Below are 15,297 nucleotides of genomic sequence, written 5' to 3' on the forward strand. Positions count from 1 at the left end.
CGTGCTCAGCCCTTGGCGAGATCGGGAATGGTGATCAGATCCGGCAGAATATGCGCCGGTTTCCAGGGCAGCCGGTCCACCGGCTCACCTGAGCGGTTTACCCAGGCGGTAACAAAGCCGTAACCCGCAGCCCCTGCCGCATCCCAGCCGTTGGAGGAGACAAACAGAACCTCTTCATTGGCGCAGCCAAACCGCTTGCCAACCAGATCATAGACGCGGGCATCGGGCTTGAAAATACCGACACTTTCCACCGACAGCACATCGTCCAGCACATTGACCAGCCCGGCAGACTGAACCGCACCATCCAGCATCGCGGGCGAGCCATTGGACAGGATGGCGGTGTTCAGCCCTGCATCTTTCAGCGCTTTCAGCATCGCAGGCACTTCCGGGTAGGCCTGCAGCTCCCAGTAAAGATCCAGCAGCCGCTGGCGCAGGGCGGCGTCGCCGGCCAGTCCCGTGGCTTCCATTGCCCAGTCGAGCCCGTCCTGAGTCACATCCCAGAAATCCGCGTGGGCCAGGGTGATTGCGCGCAGCCAGGTGTATTGCAGCTGTTTCAGCCGCCAATGGCTGGCAAGCTCTGCCCAATTGTCCTGCAAATGCGGAAATTCCGGTTCACTTGCGGCCTGGCGCGCCGCTGCCGCAACATCGAACAGGGTTCCGTAGGCGTCAAAAATGCAAGTGGTGATCGGCATGGTGTCCTCCCCTGGCGGGAGAGTTGCACGAAGGGCAGGGCAGGCAAAGCGGATAATTGTACCCCTGACGGGTTTACATCGCAGCGTCACGCCTTAGGCTGCGCGGCTTTGATAACCCTCATCTGGACAGGAGATCCCATGACCGAGGTCAAGAGCGGCGACACCGTGCGCATCCATTACACCGGCAAGCTGACGGACGGCACCGTTTTTGACAGTTCTGAGGGGCGCGACCCTTTGGAATTCACCGTGGGCGCCGGGCAAGTGATCGCTGGCATGGACGCAGGCATTGACGGCATGGCCGTGGGCGAGAAGAAGGTTCTCGAAATCCCCTGTGCCGAGGCTTATGGCCCGATCAATCCCGCCGCGCGCCAGGAAATCCCGCGCGAAGGCATTCCCGCCGACATTCCGCTGGAGCTGGGCACCCAGCTGCAGATGCAGAGCCCTGATGGCCATGTGCTTCCGGTTACCGTGGTTGAAGTCAGCGACGAGACCGTAACCCTGGACGCCAATCATTTCCTCGCAGGCAAGGATCTGGTTTTTGATATCGAGCTGGTCTCGGTCAACGCACCAGCTGCAGACAAGGAAGAGGGCAGCTGCGGCTGCTGCTGATCACCGCTGAACAAGGCTGTGGGGGCGCTGATTCCGTCCCCGCACAATCACCGCAAGCCGTCCCGGCGGATGGGCCCGGCACCTTCGGTCACGTTTGAGAGGCGCTTATTACGGCCCCGGCAATGCCGCTGATGGTGCTGCCTGTACTGATGGCACTGTAGATAGACCGCGGCGGGCGCGAGGCTTCGCTCACACCGCGATGCACCCAATGCCGCTCTTCCATGGACTTCAGGGATTGCGACAGGGCACGGTCCGAGATCGTCAGCAAGCGCCGCTTGATCTCGTTGAAATGGCTTGGGGATTGCAGCGACGCCAGCACCGGCACGGTCCAGGAGCGGCGCAGCAGACCGTGACCTTCGGCACCTGCCGCGCCCTGCACTTTGCTGGCGAGGGCCGCGGCTTTGATGCCCAGCCGGGTCAACCGGAATTCCGGCCGCAGCGGATGCCCATGTCCGGGGTTCCGTTCCATCAAGCCGATCTCAATCAGATGCTCCATGCTGTGGGCAAAGGCTGTCCTGCCTGCACCTGTGGCGGTCAGCAAAGCTGCCTGCCGTCCCGGAACCCCCTCATGCAGATTTGCAAGAATGGGCAGTGCCCAGGCTCTGGAGGTGATGTTGACAAGCATATTTATGTCCATAAAATATAGTTAGTATATTTTCAGACAAGGTGAAAGACTATGGCACTCATTTCGCTTGAAGACACCATCACGATCGCTCTTTCGGTCAAGGACCGGCACGCCAGTGCCAAGTGGTTTGAGGACCTGCTTGGCTTCCCGCTCCTTTATCATGCGGATGAGGCAGGCTGGTCAGAGGTTCAGACCCGGACCGCGGGTGTGACCCTTGGGTTGGGTGAACAGGTGCAGCCGTCCCCGGGAAACTGCGTGCCGGTTTTCGGCATCGCAGATATTGATGACGCCCGCCGCAAACTGGAACAGGCGCAGGTCGCCTTTGACGGTGAGACAGAAGTCATCGAGGGCATGGTCAAGACAGCGACCTTCTATGACCCGGACGGCAACGCATTCATGCTGGCAGAGGACCTGACGGGAGCCGCATGATCTGTGGCAGCTGCGGCCGGTCTGCTTTACGCAAGCCACTGCTGCGGAAACGAAAAAGGGCACCCGCCAGGGTGCCCTTTGCTGTTCAGCATATGCCGGAAATCACAGGTGATCCGGCTGCGGCATGCCCAGCACGTGGAAGCCGCCGTCCACCCGGATGATCTCGCCGGTGGTGCAGGCGCCGGCGTCTGACGCCAGATAGACCGCAGTGCCGCCAACCGCTTCCAGCGTTGCATTGGAGCGCAGCGGCGCGTTCTGGTCGGTGTGCTTGAAGGTCTTGCGGGCCCCGCCAATGGCCGCGCCGGCCAGGGTCTTCATCGGGCCGGGCGAAATGGCGTTCACGCGGATGCCTTCCGGGCCCAGATCATTGGCCAGGTAGCGGGTTGCCGATTCCAGCGCCGCCTTGGCCACGCCCATCACGTTGTAGTTCGGAACCACCTGGTTTGAGCCTTGATAAGTCAGGGTCAGCAGGGTGCCGCCGTTCTCTTTCATCAGCGGATGGGCGCGGCGCGCCACTTCGATGAAGGAATAGGCCGAAATATCCAGCGAGTTTTTGAAGTTCGCACGCGTGGTATCCAGGAAGCGCCCGGTCAGCTCGGACTTGTCCGAATAGGCAATTGCGTGCACCACGAAATCAATTGACGGCCAGCGGCCTGCCAGCTGTTCAAAAGCCGCATCCAGCGAGGCGTCATCGGTCACATCCACATCGACCATGAAGTCCGAGCCGACGCTCTGTGCCAGCGGCTCCAGCCGCTTGCCAAAGGCCTCGCCCTGGTAGGTAAAGGCCAGCTCGGCCCCGGCCTCCGCCATTGCCTTGGCAATGCCCCACGCGATGGAGCGGTCATTGGCAACGCCCATAATCAGGCCGCGTTTGCCTGTCAGCAGTCCCGCCATCGTCACTTATCCCTTGTATTTGCTCAGTACCATCGAGCCATTGGTGCCGCCAAAGCCGAAGCTGTTGGTCATCACCGAATCCAGACCGGCATTTTCCACCAGGTCCGTAGCGATCTCGCCCGGCAGGATGCCTTCGGCGAGGGTCTCTACATTGATCGACGGGGTAATGAAATCATTGTCCAGCATCAGCAGGCAGAAAATCGCCTCAAGCGCGCCGGCGGCACCCTGGGCGTGACCGGTCATCGACTTGGTCGAGGAGATCGGCGGCACCTTGCCCTCGCCAAAGACACGGCGGGCCGCTTCAACTTCGCCCACGTCGCCGACCGGCGTCGAAGTGCCGTGCGCGTTGATGTAGTCCACCTTGCGGCCCTCGGGCAGGGTCGACAGCGCCAGGCGCATCGCCCGCTCGCCGCCTTCGCCGGACGGGGCCACCATGTCGTGACCGTCGGAGGTGGCGGCAAAACCGGTCACCTCTGCGTAGATTTTCGCGCCGCGCGCCAGCGCGTGGTCCAGGTCCTCCAGCACCACGATGCCGCCGCCGCCGGAGATCACAAAACCATCGCGGTCCTGGTCAAAGGCGCGCGAGGCCTTCTCCGGATCATCGTTCTTCTTGGAGGACATCGCGCCCATCGCGTCAAAGAGGCAGGAGAGAGTCCAGTCCAGCTCTTCGCCGCCGCCGGCAAACATCACGTCTTGCTTGCCCATCATGATCTGCTCCGCCGCATTGCCGATGCAATGCAGCGAGGTCGAGCAGGCCGAGGTGATCGAATAGTTGATGCCCTTGATCTTGAACGCAGTCGCCAGGTTGGCGGAAATTGTCGAGGACATGCATTTGGGAACTGCAAACGGCCCGATCCGCTTGGTGGCGCCGGTCTTGGCTACCACTTGATGCGCCGCCAGCATGGCCGAGGTCGACGGGCCGCCGGAGCCCGCAACCAGGCCGGTGCGCTCGTTCACCACCTGATCTTCGCTCAGGCCCGCATCGGCAATCGCCTGGCTCATCGCGATATGGGCATAGGCCGCGCCAGGGCCCATAAACCGCAGGGTACGCTTGTCCACATGTTCGGCGGTGTCAATCTTCAGCGTGCCGGCCACCTGACTGCGGAAGCCATGCTCGGTCATCTCCGGGCTGGCAACGATGCCGGATTTGCCGGCTTTCAGCGAAGCGGTGACCTCTTCGGCATTGTTCCCGATGGAGGAGACGATCCCCAGACCGGTGACGACGACACGGCGCATACGTGCACTCCCTTGTTTGCTTAAGCCTTACTAGGCTTTGAGGGGGGCAGGTGCAAGATGGGTTGGTGTTTGTCAAAACAGGGCAGAGTGAACCGTGGCCGTCTGGAGTTTAGGTTTCACGGCAGAGTATGGAATTGCAGACGTAAATCACGAAACAGACCTGAGTATTGCGCAGCAAGTAGAACGCCAATTCATACTTCTTGTCATCGTAAGTTCCGACAATGCGTTTAGGTTCTGCGAACATCTCTTGCCTGGCGATGTCATCCAGCCGGTCCATGATCTTGAAGGACAAATATGACCGCATATCCTGTGCCTGGGCAGCTTCGGCTACATGAGGGTCATTAAGCAGAAACGCCTCGATGTCCCGTTCCAGCTGACCGAGACCGCCTTGAAAGGCCTCGTCAAAACGCAACTCCAGACCGGGTAGCTGCGCAAAGCCGGATTGCAGCTCTGCAAGAACTCCGGCGTCATCCTGAGCCTCGATGGCAATGGCTGCGGCGAAATTGGAGCGTGGGTCTCTGTTCAAGAAGCTAACGCCTTCCAAGAAGCCACCAAGCGCTGCGATGTGCAAACTCGGGTGCAAGCCGGGTGAAGTGTCGTCCATAGCCACACGGCTAATGCTGAACAGCATGAGGTGCAAGACTTGTTCCAAGCGGAACAATCCGCAAAAAAGAGGCCCTCGGGCCTCTTTTCTGTTGCGGGAAATTGCGAGGATCAGCTTTCGCTGAGTGCCACCTTCATGTCCTTGACCTGATAGATCACCTCACCATCCGCTTCGACGATGCCATCGGCAACGCCCATGGTCAGGCGGCGGGTCTGGATGGCCTTGGTGAAGTTGATGCGGTAGGTCAGCATCTTGCGGTCCGGGCGCACCATGCCGGTCAGTTTCACTTCGCCCACACCCAGCGCATAACCGCGGCCCTGCCAGCCGCGCCAGCCCAGGTTGAAGCCGGTCAGCTGCCACAGGCCGTCCAACCCCAGGCAGCCGGGCATGATCGGGTTGCCGGGGAAGTGGCAGTCAAAGAACCAAAGGTCCGGGGTGATGTCGAATTCGGCAATCACATGGCCCTTGCCGTGCTCGCCGCCGTCGCCGGAGATCTCGGTGATCCGGTCCATCATCAGCATCGGCGGCGCCGGCAGCTGGGCGTTGCCCGGTCCGAACAGCTCGCCCCGCGCGCATTTCAGCAAATCGTCCTTGTCAAAGCTGCTGGGGTAATCGGCCATCCGGTCGCATCTCCTGCGTGAGGTTCGTGTGTAGGTATCTGGAACCCTGTAGCACCGGGCCAAAGGGTCCCGCAAGGGTACCCTGCGTCACTTCCTGCGCTGAATGTGCCACAGGCGCGGAAGAAATTACTGCGTTAGCTGCGAATGAATTTCATTTGAAAAACCGGTAGGGTTGCTCCTATATATACGGTCAGCAACGCGATGCAGGACCTGCTCATGACGCCAAACAGCGAACACGTGGCCACACGCTGGCTGACAGAGGCCGGGCTGAGACCCACCCGGCAGCGGGTGGCGCTTGCCGAATTGCTGGTCGGCGACGGCAAACACCGCCATATCACCGCCGAAAGCCTGTTCGAATCCGCCAAGAAAAACGGCGCCGCGGTGTCGCTGGCTACGGTCTACAACACGCTGCGGGCCTTCTGTGATGCAGGCGTGCTGCAGGAGATCCCGCTGGACGGCTCCAAAAGCTATTTCGACACCAACACCCACGACCACCCGCATTTCTTCTGGGAAGACGAGGGCCGTGTCAGCGACGCGCCGGCGCAGGACCTGGTGATTCACAAGCTGCCGGAAGCGCCTGAAGGCATGGAAATCGCTTCAGTCGACGTGGTGATCCGCCTGCGCAAGGTTTGATTTTCAGCCGCTCAGTGCCTTCTGCAGGATGTCATGGGCCCGGTAAGCTGCAGAGCCCTCTGGAACCTGCGCGTGCGCGGCAAGAATCACCGGCTCTTCGGCGGCAGGATCGCTCACCCGCAAAGCATGCAGGGGTTTGCCGTCATAACTCATGCCTCCCGGCGGCAGGCTGTAGCTGATTCCGACCCCCTCGCCATTAGCGGCCAAGCTACGCAGCAACTCCAGCGAATCCGCCCGGTGCGCAATCCGCGGCACCAGCCCGTGCGTCTTGAACAGCCCCAGCATGTGCTGCACTGACATTCCCTCTTGCGAGAGCACCAGTGCATACCGGGTAAGCTCCTCCAGGGTAACACTGCTGCGCCCGGCCAGCGGATGCTCCGGCGGCACCAGCGCGTGCGGGGCGTAGCGGTCCAGCCTGGTCCGGCTGAAGGCAGCATCCAGCCCCAGGTCATAGGTGATCGCCAGATCCGCCCCGCCTTCGGTGAGGGCGGTGATCAGCGGCTCAAACCCGCAGGCGCGGTGGCTGATTTCAACATCCGGCATCGCCTCGCGCAGGGCTTTCAGTGCCGGCGCCAGCAGGAATGGCGCCAGATCCGAGAAACAGGCCAGCACCAGCCGCTGCTGCCCGGCGCCGGCGCCCTTGGGGTCTTCCAGCTGGGCGGCCTGATCCAGCAGCATTTGCGCCTTATCTGCAAACAGCCGCCCTTGCGGCGTGAGTGCCAAAGCGGCCCCGCGGCGGCGCAGGAACAGCGGGTGGCCCAGGCGCTCCTCGATCCGGCTGAGCGCTGCCGACAGGGCGGGCTGACTCACGTGCACGGCCTCGGCCGCGGCCGATAAGCTGCCATGCCGTGCGACGGCGCAGATATACTCGTAGTGGCGCAGTGTCAGATATAACATAAGGCGAAGGGTATATTAGAAAGATATGATTTGAAACTATGCCTTTGCCGCGGCAGGAAGGACGCATCAGAAATGCATCATTCAGCAGCGGAGGCAGAAATGGTCCACCCCCTTATCACCCGGGAACATGTCGAGCAGTTCCAGCGCGATGGCGTTGTGCTGATCCGCGGGCTGTTCGCCGATCAGGTCGAGCTTCTGCGGGCCGGCGTCGCGGCCAATATGGAGAATCCGGGGCCTTACGCCTCGGAAAACAAGAAGGAAGGCCAAACCGGCCGCTTCTTTGACGATTACTGCAACTGGACCCGGATCCCCGAGTTTCAGCAGGCCATCGAGCAGTCGCCGGTTGCCGAAGTTGCGGCCGATCTGATGAAGTCTTCGTCGGTGCAGATGTTCCACGATCACGTGCTGGTCAAGGAACCGGGCACCTCGATGGCGACGCCGTGGCACCAGGACGGGCCGTACTACTTTGTCGAAGGCCAGCAGACCATCAGCTTCTGGTCGCCGCTGGATGAGGTGAAGGAAGCTGCGCTGCGCTGCGTGGCGGGCTCGCACAAATGGGAAAAGGAAGTGCTGCCGACCCGCTGGGTGTCGGAGGAGGATTTCTTCCCGGATGAAGGCCAGTACATGGCGGTGCCAGATCCGGATGCCGAGGACGGTATGACAGTGCTGGAATATGAAATGCAGCCGGGCGACGCGGTGGCCTTCAACTACAAGATCCTGCATGGCGCCCGCGGCAATACCTCGGCCGCGCGCCGCCGGGCGTTCTCCTTGCGCCTGGTCGGGGATGATGCGCGCTATGTGGAGCGCCCGGGCCGCACCTCGCCGCCTTTCCCGGGTCACGACATGCAGCCAGGCCAGCGCCTGCGTGAAGATTGGTTCCCTGTGCTGCTGCAGCGGTAAGAGGAGGGGAGGGAGCGCTGCCCCCTCAGGCCTTGCGGCCTTCACCCCCAGAGTATTTTTGGAAAGATGAAAATGCAGGCGCCGCGGCCGGCTACTTTTTCAGGTCGCGGCGGATGCCCATGTTTTCGGCGTTGGAGAAGGAGCAGGTCTTGCAAATGCCGAACTGTTTGAGGAAGCCGCGCTTGCGGGCGCGGGCGGCCTCGTCGGAGCGGTAGGCGGCAAGGAAGCCGTCCTGTTCCACATTGGGCAGCTGGATCACCTGATCGTAATCGATGCAGCACAGGCCCAGGTCGCCGTTCCAGAACACCACCGACTGGAACAGCGGCACCGTGCACATGGCGTGGCTGGTGTGGCGCGGGTGGCGGCGCAGTTCCTTCTGGCGCGGCAGGAAATGGGCAAATTCACGCTTTTGGTCGGCGGAGGTGTAGGAGCCGATCGAGAAGGTTTTGAACCGCACCCGGTCGAAACCGGCCTCCTTGGCCCAGGCCTCCATCTCGTCCATTTGCGGTTCCGAATAGCTGGTCAGCAGCGTTTGCAGCACCGTGACCGGCGATTTGGAGCCGATCTCCTTCTTGATGGTCAGGAACTCTTCGATGCTGGCCTTCACCTTGTCGAAGTCCGAATTGACCCGGTAGGTCTCCTGCGCTTCTTTCGAGAAGCCGTCCATGCAGAGGTTCACCCGGGCAAGCCCCGAGCGGATCAGCCGCTCGCTCATCTCAGGCGTCAGCCGGGTGGCATTGGTCGACAGATAAGTGTCGTGGCCGTTTTCATGCGCATAGGTGATGAAATCCGGCAGGTCCTTGTGCAGGGTCGGCTCGCCCGAGAAGCTGAAATAGATCGCAGGCTTTTCCCGCTGGTCCTTGAAATCGTCGATGATCTTGCGGAACACATTGGGCTTCATCATGCCGCGTTTGCGCTGCATCGCAAAGGTCACCGGGCACACCGGACAGCGCAGGTTGCAGCTGTTGGTGGCGTCGATGATGATGATCTTGGGCGGGCGCTTGAAGTAGGCCAGCGGCAGGAAGCGAGCCAGAAAATGCAGCGCGCGCTCGTGCAGGCCGGGCGGGTTGTCGGGCAGGTCTGGCTGCGCGGTTTCCGGACTTAGGTCCGGCGCGGGGGCGAGATCTTTCATTCAGGGTCTCCGAAAGGTGCTCTTGGGAAATACCTTAAAGGTCATGTGGCGGCAGGCAAGGGCGGGTGCCGTCACGGGGTGTGAGCATTACGTGAGGTGCCTGAAAGAATATTCAAGCTGCGCAAGGTGTTGTCCGTGCGGTTCTGTGGTGAAATTCCTTGCAGCCGGGGCGGGTCCCTTGGCCGCTGCCAAAGATTTGCGGCGCCGGCCTGCCAAAAGCGTGGGCAGCACGGGCGCAATTTCCGCAACGGTCTTGTCAAGGGCGCTGCGCTTTTCCGCGGCCCGCATCCGCAGAGACGGGGTGGTCTCCGGGGGCAAGGGCCGGTCTCATGGCTGGAAGCGGAACTTGCCGGTGCCCATGCCTATGCAGCGGGCCCTTCTTTTGCGCGGGCCAGCTCGGCCAGCAGCGCCTTGACTTGCGCTGTTTTCGGCGTGGCCCTTTTTTGCAGGGCGGCAGATTTTGGCAGGATGGCGAAATAGGAATAGGGCAGCGGCAGGCCCAGCGGATCCGGGACAGCAAAATCCGGATTCTCCGGTGCTGCGCTGGTCAGCATCCTGGGCACCAGGGCCATGCCGGCCCCCTGCGCGGCAAGCGCAAAGGCCACGGCCGCGCCGCCCACGCGCAGGCCCTTGCGCACGTCGGGGTTGTTGGCCGCGCCCGCGGCCCGGAACCAGCCCGCCGAGGTCGGGTGCGAGGCATATTGCTCGCCCCAGTCGGTATGGATCAGCAGATGGTCCGGCACCGCGGCCATGCCACCGGTCTTGACGTGCTGCTCGTGAAACGCCCGGAAGCACAACGGATAGGCCACGTCCTTGAACAGCGGCACCTGCGTATGCTGCGGATAGAGGTGGCTTTCATAGGAGATCCGGATATCGGTGGAGGTGCGCAGCAGATCCACCGGATCCGCCTCAATCCGCAGCTCGATACCGGTCCCGGGGTACAGCCGGCGGAACCGGGATATGGCGGGCGCCACCCTTTTTTCTGCCAAAGACTGGATTGTGCTGATGGCAACGCGTGAACGGGCTTCGTTTTCCAGCAGCTGATCAGAAACCGCCGGTATTCCCATCAGTGCCTCTGCGATCGCGGGGTAGTATGAGCGCCCGGCATCGGTCAGCAGCAGGCTGTTGTGGGTGCGGCGGAACAGCGTTTTGCCCAGGAATTCTTCGGCTTTCTTGACCTGCATGCTGACGGCGGCAGGAGAAACGCCAAGCTCGGCGGCTGCCGGGGTGAAGCCCCCAGGCGCACGGCGGCCTCAAAGGCCTTGAGAGAGTTGAGCGGGGAAGACGCATGAGAGTGGTTCTTTTTGCATCAGAAAAACGTGTGCAGGGCTTACATTTTCCAGACTGTGACGCCAGCGCCCAAGGCCCATGATGGCAAAAAACAGGGAAGGCGCGCATGGCTAAGGTTGAGATTGAATACCTGGGGCAGCCCGAGATCGACCGGGTGGGCCTCACCAATGATGACGTTCTGGACGCCATTGAGCAGGGGCTGATCGCGGCAGGCCAGGGCAAGACCGTGATCGAGCCGCGGATGCATCTGACCCCGGACCCGGCTTTTAACGGCCACTTCAACGTGCTGCGCGGCTGTGTTGAGCCGCTGGGTTATGCCGGTGTAAAGGTGGTGGGCGACTTCGTCGAAAACTACAAGTAAGGGCTGCCGTCGGAGCTGGCGCTGCTGAACCTGTTCTGCCCGCGCACTGGCATGCCGCGGGCGGTGATCGACGCGGCGGGCATCACCGACATGCGTACAGGGGCGCTGACCGCGCCGGGGGGCCAAGTGGCTGGGTTCCAAGAACCCCAGGGTGCTGGGCCATGTGGGCGCGCGCGGCACCTCCTGCTGGAACGTGCGGCTGCTGGATTACCTGTTTGATTTCGAGGAGATCCGGGTGCACTCGCGGCGACCGGAAAGCCGGGATGCCTTTGGCGAACGCCTCAGCCGGGATCTTGGCAAGAAGGTCGTCGTAACCGAGGACTGGCAAAGCTGCCTGGAGGGCGCCGACATCCTGATCGAGGCGCCCCGTCTCAATCAGCCGGCGCCGATGTTCGACCGTTCCTGGGTGAAGAAGGGCGCCTATGTCGTGCCATACGGCACCATGATCGCGCTCAGGCCGCATATCGATGCCGGGCTGATCAGCGAGGAAAGCTCCTGCGCCGAGATCGGCGAGAATGCCGCCGGGCTGAAGCCGGGCCGGGAATCCGATGATGAGACCTTCCTGTTCTGGCATCGCGGCATGTCGACCGGCGACATCACTCTGGGCGCCCGCATTCTGGACAAGGCCCGGGAGATGGGCATCACCTAGAACCTGCTGTACCGGGATGCCTGACATGGATGTCCTGCGGCTGGATGGATCCTCGCTGACGGTGGCGGCGCTGAACCGGGGCGCCACGCAGACTATGCCGGTTGAACTGGATCCCGACGGGCTGGAAGCCATGGCCCGGTCCCATGAGCTGGTCGGTAAGATGATCCGCGAAAAGGTGCCGGTCTATGGGGGCGCCACCGGGCTTGGCGCCCGTGCGGCCGAGGTGCTCAGCACGGCGGCGCTGGCGGAGTTTTCACTTCAGACCCTGCGCGGCCGCGCCCATGCAATTGGTGCCGGGGAGGCGCCGGAGCTTGTCCGTGCGGGGCTGATCGTGCGGTGGACTGCCTGGAGGTCGAAATCAACAGCTCCAGCGACAACCCGGTTGCCTTTGCGGACAGCGGGCAGATTACGTCTTGCGGTGCCTATTTCACGGCCGAGATCACCAGCGTAGTAGAGACGCTGAACCGGCCCCTGGGCGGCGACATCGAGCGGCTGGCGGCGGCCGTGGCACAGAACCGTTTTGCCGCTCCCTAGGCGCAGGCCACGGCTGCGCGCGCGGCTGCCAGCCCGTCCTCGTCGCGCATGGAGCAGCAAACACTGGCCAGGGTGCGCGGCTCGCCATACGGCCAGGGCCGCCCCCGGTGCATCATCGCGCGCTGATCCCAGATCAGCACGTCGCCGGCCTCCCACTTATGGGAGTAGGTGAATTGCGGCTGGGTGCAGTAGGAAATCAACTCATCAATCAGCGCCTCTCCCTCCTCCGGTTCCAGCCCCTCGACCTGATAGACGTGGGAGGCCACAAACAGCGCCTCTTTGCCGTTGACAGGATTGCGCCAGACCGCAGGCCAGCGCTGCGGCGGCCACTTGTTGAACATCGCCTGCTGCGCCAGTTCCTTGGAGATCAGCGCCCGCGAGCGCGTGTAATTGTGGCCCAGCACCCTGCCGCGGATCCGGGATTTCAGAACCTCCGGCATTTCCGCCCATGCTGCCCGGGTCGAGGCAAGCTCGGTCTCGCCGCCGGTTGAGGTCACAACCCTGGCCGCCAGGATGTTGCACAGCGACGGTGTGGGCATGAAGGTTGAATTGATATGCCACAGCTGATTGGCCTTGAGATGCAGTGTGTGCAGGTCCATTTCGCCGGTCAGGCTGCCGTCAACGCGCTGGTTGCTGACCGGCGAAACCCCCGCCGTTTCGCCAGGTTTGCGTTCGTCCGCCTTCCGGTCCTCGATCGGGCCGAACAGCTCTGCCAGCCGCAGATGGTCCTCGTCCGCCAGGGATTGCTGCCGGAACAGCAGCGCTGAATGCTCCTCAAACAGGGCGCGGATCTGGCCGAACCCGCCTCCGCGCGCGATTCCGGCCAGGTCTGCATCATGCACAACCGTGCCAAATCTCTCTGTCAGCGGCGATGTGCGGAACGGGTCGGAGGGGGCGGCCATGGGCGTGCTCCTGCGGCTGGATACGGCTGCTTCACCTTAGCCCGGGTGCGCAGCAAGTAAATGCTTGCGAACCCTGCGGTGGGCGTCAGGGCGCCTGTCAACCAAACCCGTCTTGGCCGGAGTTCAAAGTGAAGCGTCCGGGAAAGAAGCACTCGGCAACATAGAGGCACGTTGCCTTTGCCTCGGCCCTGTCGAAATTGTCCGGGTTGAGGTGGAAGTCAGTCCACATGCCTTCGAGCATGGCCGTATAAGCATTGACCTTGCGCTTGAGCGTTGTCCAATCCGGCTCATCCGGGCTGATGTCCCTGAAGACGCCTGCCAGCGTCTTCCGGATTTCCCGCGACCGGGTGTCCACAAGAGAATGGTATTCGGTCTGGAAACGGGCATCCGCCCGGAACGCAAACCAGATCGCCATGTTCCGCTTGTTGAGCACATTGGGCGCGAAATCGGCCTCGACAATGGAGCGCAAGCGCGCCGCCGGATCGGCCGTCGCGGGCTCAATGGCCTGCCGCCAATTCCGGTAGTATTCGGCATTCAGATCTTCGGCGACCGCCAGCAAAAGCCGGTCTTTCGACTGGAAATGCAGGTTGATCATGCCTTTCGAAAGCCCGGATGCCTCCTGGATTTTCGCAGTGGTGGTGCCGGCCAGCCCATTGATGGAAACAACTTCGGCAGCCGCGTCCAGCAACTGCCTGCGGTGGCGCATCTTGCCGATTTCCCGGGCAGACAGGCGCTCCGGAGGCTTCTCAAATTCATGCATGTTCGTGCCGTAAACCCAGGCTGCAGCGGAAAGGGTGATAGTCCATCGGAGGCCGACTTTCAACAATACTTGACTTTGAATGAACGGTCAGTCATTTTGTTAAAAACTGTAACACTAGATCTGGAAGATTGCTATGCTTTGGAATGCAGACCGCCGTGTTTCTCAGGGCTGGGACAACCGGAACTTCCTTCATCCCTGGGAAGGCATGGAGTTCATCGGCAGCAACGAGCGCCTGTTTGCCGATGGCGGCGAGGGGATTTACCTGACGGCGGAGGACGGGCGCCGGCTGATCGACGGCCCCGGCGGCATGTGGTGTGTCCAACTTGGCTACGGCAACCGCGAAATTGCCGATGCGATGGCCGGTCAGGCCCGTGAAATGGCCTATTTCTCGGCGTTCAACAATACCAGCACGGTCAGCGCGAAGCTGGCCCATGAAATCGCCAAGCGCACCCCCGGCGACCTGAATCATGTGTTCTTCACCACCGGCGGCTCAACCGCGGTCGACAGCGCGCTGCGGTTTGTTCACTTCCGCAACAACATCCTCGGCAAGCCGGAAAAGAAGGTCATCATTTCAAGGCAGAAGGCCTATCACGGCTCGACCTACCTGGCGGCCAGCGTCAGTGGCAAGGAACGCGACAAGGGCTGGATGGACCTGGCGCCTGGCCTCACCCATTTCCTGCCGAACGTGAATCCATTGGTCCGGCCGGACGGTATGAGCATGAACGCCTTCCTGGACGAAAAGGTCGCAGATCTTGAAAACGCCATCCTGTCCATCGGCGCGGATAAGGTTGCCGCATTCATTGCCGAGCCGATCCTGGCGTCGGGCGGTGTGATCGTGCCGCCTGAGGGCTACCACAAACGCTGCCTGGATGTCTGCCGGTCCCATGATGTGCTGTATATCTCGGATGAGGTCGTGACCGGTTTCGGGCGCCTGGGCCACATGTTTGCCTCAGAGGAGGTATTCGGGATCGTGCCCGACATCATCACCTGCGCTAAGGGCATGACTTCTGGCTATGTCCCGATGGGGGCATGTATCATTTCCGACCGGCTGATCGCGGATATCGCCGGGGACAGGTCGCAAGGGGCGGTGTTCTCGAACGGATACACCTATTCGGGACATCCGGTCAGCGCAGCAGCGGCCTTGAAGACCATCGAAATCATGGAGCGGGACAGCATTCTCGAACATGTCCGGAAAGTTGCTCCGCTGTTTCAGGAACGGCTGCATGCGCTTGGCGCGCTGCCGATTGTCGGCGACACACGGGGGATGGGGCTGGTCGGCTGCGTCGAATGCATCTTCGACGGCAGCAGTGCAGACACTTTGGAACTGGACAAGCGGGTCGGGGCGCAGATTGACGCGCGCTGCCAGGAGATGGGCCTGATCCTGCGGCCGATCATCAACATGTGCGTGTTCTCTCCGCCGCTGATTATCCAGGAAGACCAGATCAACCAGATGTTCGATATCCTGGACAAGGGTATCCGCCAGGCGACGGACGACTTGATTTCCGAAGGGCTTAGTCTGGCATGAGCGCG

20 protein-coding genes and 1 pseudogene are annotated in these 15,297 nt (G+C 61.9%); 9 read left to right on the forward strand and 12 right to left on the reverse strand.

Annotated features, from left to right (window positions below):
- Positions 1 to 5 precede the first annotated feature (5 nt).
- Entirely contained in the window at positions 6 to 692 is a 687-nt protein-coding gene (locus ACXAEH_RS18715; RefSeq protein WP_475034899.1) for a haloacid dehalogenase type II, read from the reverse strand.
- A gap of 138 nt (positions 693 to 830) precedes the next feature.
- On the opposite strand from ACXAEH_RS18715, the gene ACXAEH_RS18720 reads away from it, so the two are divergent.
- Entirely contained in the window at positions 831 to 1,301 is a 471-nt protein-coding gene (locus tag ACXAEH_RS18720) for an FKBP-type peptidyl-prolyl cis-trans isomerase (RefSeq protein ID WP_475034901.1), read from the forward strand.
- Positions 1,302 to 1,389: 88 nt separating this feature from the next.
- Here ACXAEH_RS18720 and ACXAEH_RS18725 read toward each other — a convergent pair whose 3' ends face one another.
- Positions 1,390 to 1,797 carry a winged helix-turn-helix transcriptional regulator gene (locus ACXAEH_RS18725; RefSeq protein WP_475034903.1) on the reverse strand — a complete coding sequence of 136 codons (408 nt, stop codon included), beginning with the start codon at positions 1,795 to 1,797 and terminating at the stop codon, positions 1,390 to 1,392.
- Positions 1,798 to 1,977: 180 nt separating this feature from the next.
- Here ACXAEH_RS18725 and ACXAEH_RS18730 point away from each other — a divergent pair, with 180 nt between their 5' ends.
- Positions 1,978 to 2,355: a VOC family protein gene (locus tag ACXAEH_RS18730; protein ID WP_475034905.1), complete on the forward strand. Its 378-nt coding sequence runs from the start codon at positions 1,978 to 1,980 to the stop codon at positions 2,353 to 2,355.
- Positions 2,356 to 2,457: 102 nt separating this feature from the next.
- Here the strand turns inward: ACXAEH_RS18730 and ACXAEH_RS18735 are convergent, their stop codons facing one another.
- The 4 genes from ACXAEH_RS18735 to fabA form a co-directional block, all read right to left on the reverse strand.
- The gene (locus ACXAEH_RS18735; protein ID WP_475034906.1) at positions 2,458 to 3,249 is read right to left on the reverse strand and encodes an enoyl-ACP reductase FabI; all 792 of its coding nucleotides are present in this window, start codon (positions 3,247 to 3,249) and stop codon (positions 2,458 to 2,460) included.
- A 6-nt stretch (positions 3,250 to 3,255) separates the two neighbouring features.
- Positions 3,256 to 4,485 carry a beta-ketoacyl-ACP synthase I gene (fabB, locus tag ACXAEH_RS18740; protein WP_475034907.1) on the reverse strand — a complete coding sequence of 410 codons (1,230 nt, stop codon included), beginning with the start codon at positions 4,483 to 4,485 and terminating at the stop codon, positions 3,256 to 3,258.
- Between the two features lie 109 nt (positions 4,486 to 4,594).
- Positions 4,595 to 5,116: a hypothetical protein gene (locus ACXAEH_RS18745; RefSeq protein WP_475034909.1), complete on the reverse strand. Its 522-nt coding sequence runs from the start codon at positions 5,114 to 5,116 to the stop codon at positions 4,595 to 4,597.
- An 83-nt stretch (positions 5,117 to 5,199) separates the two neighbouring features.
- Positions 5,200 to 5,709, reverse strand: coding sequence for a bifunctional 3-hydroxydecanoyl-ACP dehydratase/trans-2-decenoyl-ACP isomerase (gene fabA / locus ACXAEH_RS18750; RefSeq protein ID WP_039127596.1), 510 nt, complete (start codon positions 5,707 to 5,709; stop codon positions 5,200 to 5,202).
- A 216-nt stretch (positions 5,710 to 5,925) separates the two neighbouring features.
- Between fabA and irrA the strand changes: the two genes are divergently transcribed.
- Positions 5,926 to 6,342 (forward strand): iron response transcriptional regulator IrrA, encoded by a 417-nt coding sequence (gene irrA, locus ACXAEH_RS18755; RefSeq protein ID WP_475034911.1) that lies wholly within the window; start codon positions 5,926 to 5,928, stop codon positions 6,340 to 6,342.
- Between the two features lie 3 nt (positions 6,343 to 6,345).
- Here the strand turns inward: irrA and ACXAEH_RS18760 are convergent, their stop codons facing one another.
- Complete coding sequence (locus ACXAEH_RS18760) at positions 6,346 to 7,239, reverse strand: LysR family transcriptional regulator (RefSeq protein WP_475034913.1); 894 nt, start codon at positions 7,237 to 7,239, stop codon at positions 6,346 to 6,348.
- Positions 7,240 to 7,338: 99 nt separating this feature from the next.
- On the opposite strand from ACXAEH_RS18760, the gene ACXAEH_RS18765 reads away from it, so the two are divergent.
- Positions 7,339 to 8,139 (forward strand): phytanoyl-CoA dioxygenase family protein, encoded by an 801-nt coding sequence (locus ACXAEH_RS18765; RefSeq protein ID WP_475034914.1) that lies wholly within the window; start codon positions 7,339 to 7,341, stop codon positions 8,137 to 8,139.
- Positions 8,140 to 8,230: 91 nt separating this feature from the next.
- On the opposite strand, the gene ACXAEH_RS18770 is transcribed toward ACXAEH_RS18765, so the two are convergent.
- The 3 genes and pseudogenes from ACXAEH_RS18770 to ACXAEH_RS18780 all read right to left on the reverse strand — a co-directional run.
- The gene (locus ACXAEH_RS18770; RefSeq protein ID WP_475034916.1) at positions 8,231 to 9,271 is read right to left on the reverse strand and encodes a radical SAM protein; all 1,041 of its coding nucleotides are present in this window, start codon (positions 9,269 to 9,271) and stop codon (positions 8,231 to 8,233) included.
- 362 nt (positions 9,272 to 9,633) lie between these two features.
- Entirely contained in the window at positions 9,634 to 10,338 is a 705-nt protein-coding gene (locus ACXAEH_RS18775; protein ID WP_475035629.1) for a LysR substrate-binding domain-containing protein, read from the reverse strand.
- Between the two features lie 42 nt (positions 10,339 to 10,380).
- Positions 10,381 to 10,497: pseudogene (locus tag ACXAEH_RS18780) on the reverse strand (LysR family transcriptional regulator); the annotation flags it as partial.
- A 170-nt stretch (positions 10,498 to 10,667) separates the two neighbouring features.
- Between ACXAEH_RS18780 and ACXAEH_RS18785 the strand changes: the two are divergent.
- The 4 genes from ACXAEH_RS18785 to ACXAEH_RS18800 are packed head-to-tail and all read left to right on the forward strand — an operon-like array spanning position 10,668 to position 12,022.
- Entirely contained in the window at positions 10,668 to 10,922 is a 255-nt protein-coding gene (locus ACXAEH_RS18785; RefSeq protein WP_475034917.1) for a hypothetical protein, read from the forward strand.
- A gap of 51 nt (positions 10,923 to 10,973) precedes the next feature.
- A complete protein-coding gene (locus ACXAEH_RS18790; RefSeq protein ID WP_475034918.1) occupies positions 10,974 to 11,141 on the forward strand; it encodes a hypothetical protein in 168 nt (55 codons plus the stop codon).
- Positions 11,074 to 11,571 carry a hypothetical protein gene (locus tag ACXAEH_RS18795; protein WP_475034920.1) on the forward strand — a complete coding sequence of 166 codons (498 nt, stop codon included), beginning with the start codon at positions 11,074 to 11,076 and terminating at the stop codon, positions 11,569 to 11,571. The genes ACXAEH_RS18790 and ACXAEH_RS18795 overlap by 68 nt, the downstream gene beginning before the upstream one ends.
- 25 nt (positions 11,572 to 11,596) lie before the next feature.
- Complete coding sequence (locus ACXAEH_RS18800) at positions 11,597 to 12,022, forward strand: aromatic amino acid lyase (RefSeq protein WP_475034922.1); 426 nt, start codon at positions 11,597 to 11,599, stop codon at positions 12,020 to 12,022.
- Positions 12,023 to 12,101: 79 nt separating this feature from the next.
- On the opposite strand, the gene ACXAEH_RS18805 is transcribed toward ACXAEH_RS18800, so the two are convergent.
- Entirely contained in the window at positions 12,102 to 13,007 is a 906-nt protein-coding gene (locus ACXAEH_RS18805; protein ID WP_475034924.1) for a TauD/TfdA dioxygenase family protein, read from the reverse strand.
- 97 nt (positions 13,008 to 13,104) lie between these two features.
- Positions 13,105 to 13,767 carry a TetR family transcriptional regulator C-terminal domain-containing protein gene (locus ACXAEH_RS18810; RefSeq protein ID WP_475034925.1) on the reverse strand — a complete coding sequence of 221 codons (663 nt, stop codon included), beginning with the start codon at positions 13,765 to 13,767 and terminating at the stop codon, positions 13,105 to 13,107.
- A 133-nt stretch (positions 13,768 to 13,900) separates the two neighbouring features.
- On the opposite strand from ACXAEH_RS18810, the gene ACXAEH_RS18815 reads away from it, so the two are divergent.
- Positions 13,901 to 15,292 (forward strand): aminotransferase, encoded by a 1,392-nt coding sequence (locus tag ACXAEH_RS18815; RefSeq protein ID WP_475034927.1) that lies wholly within the window; start codon positions 13,901 to 13,903, stop codon positions 15,290 to 15,292.
- Positions 15,293 to 15,297 lie beyond the last annotated feature (5 nt).

The sequence above is a fragment of the Leisingera sp. ABM4_060 genome (assembly GCF_056158765.1).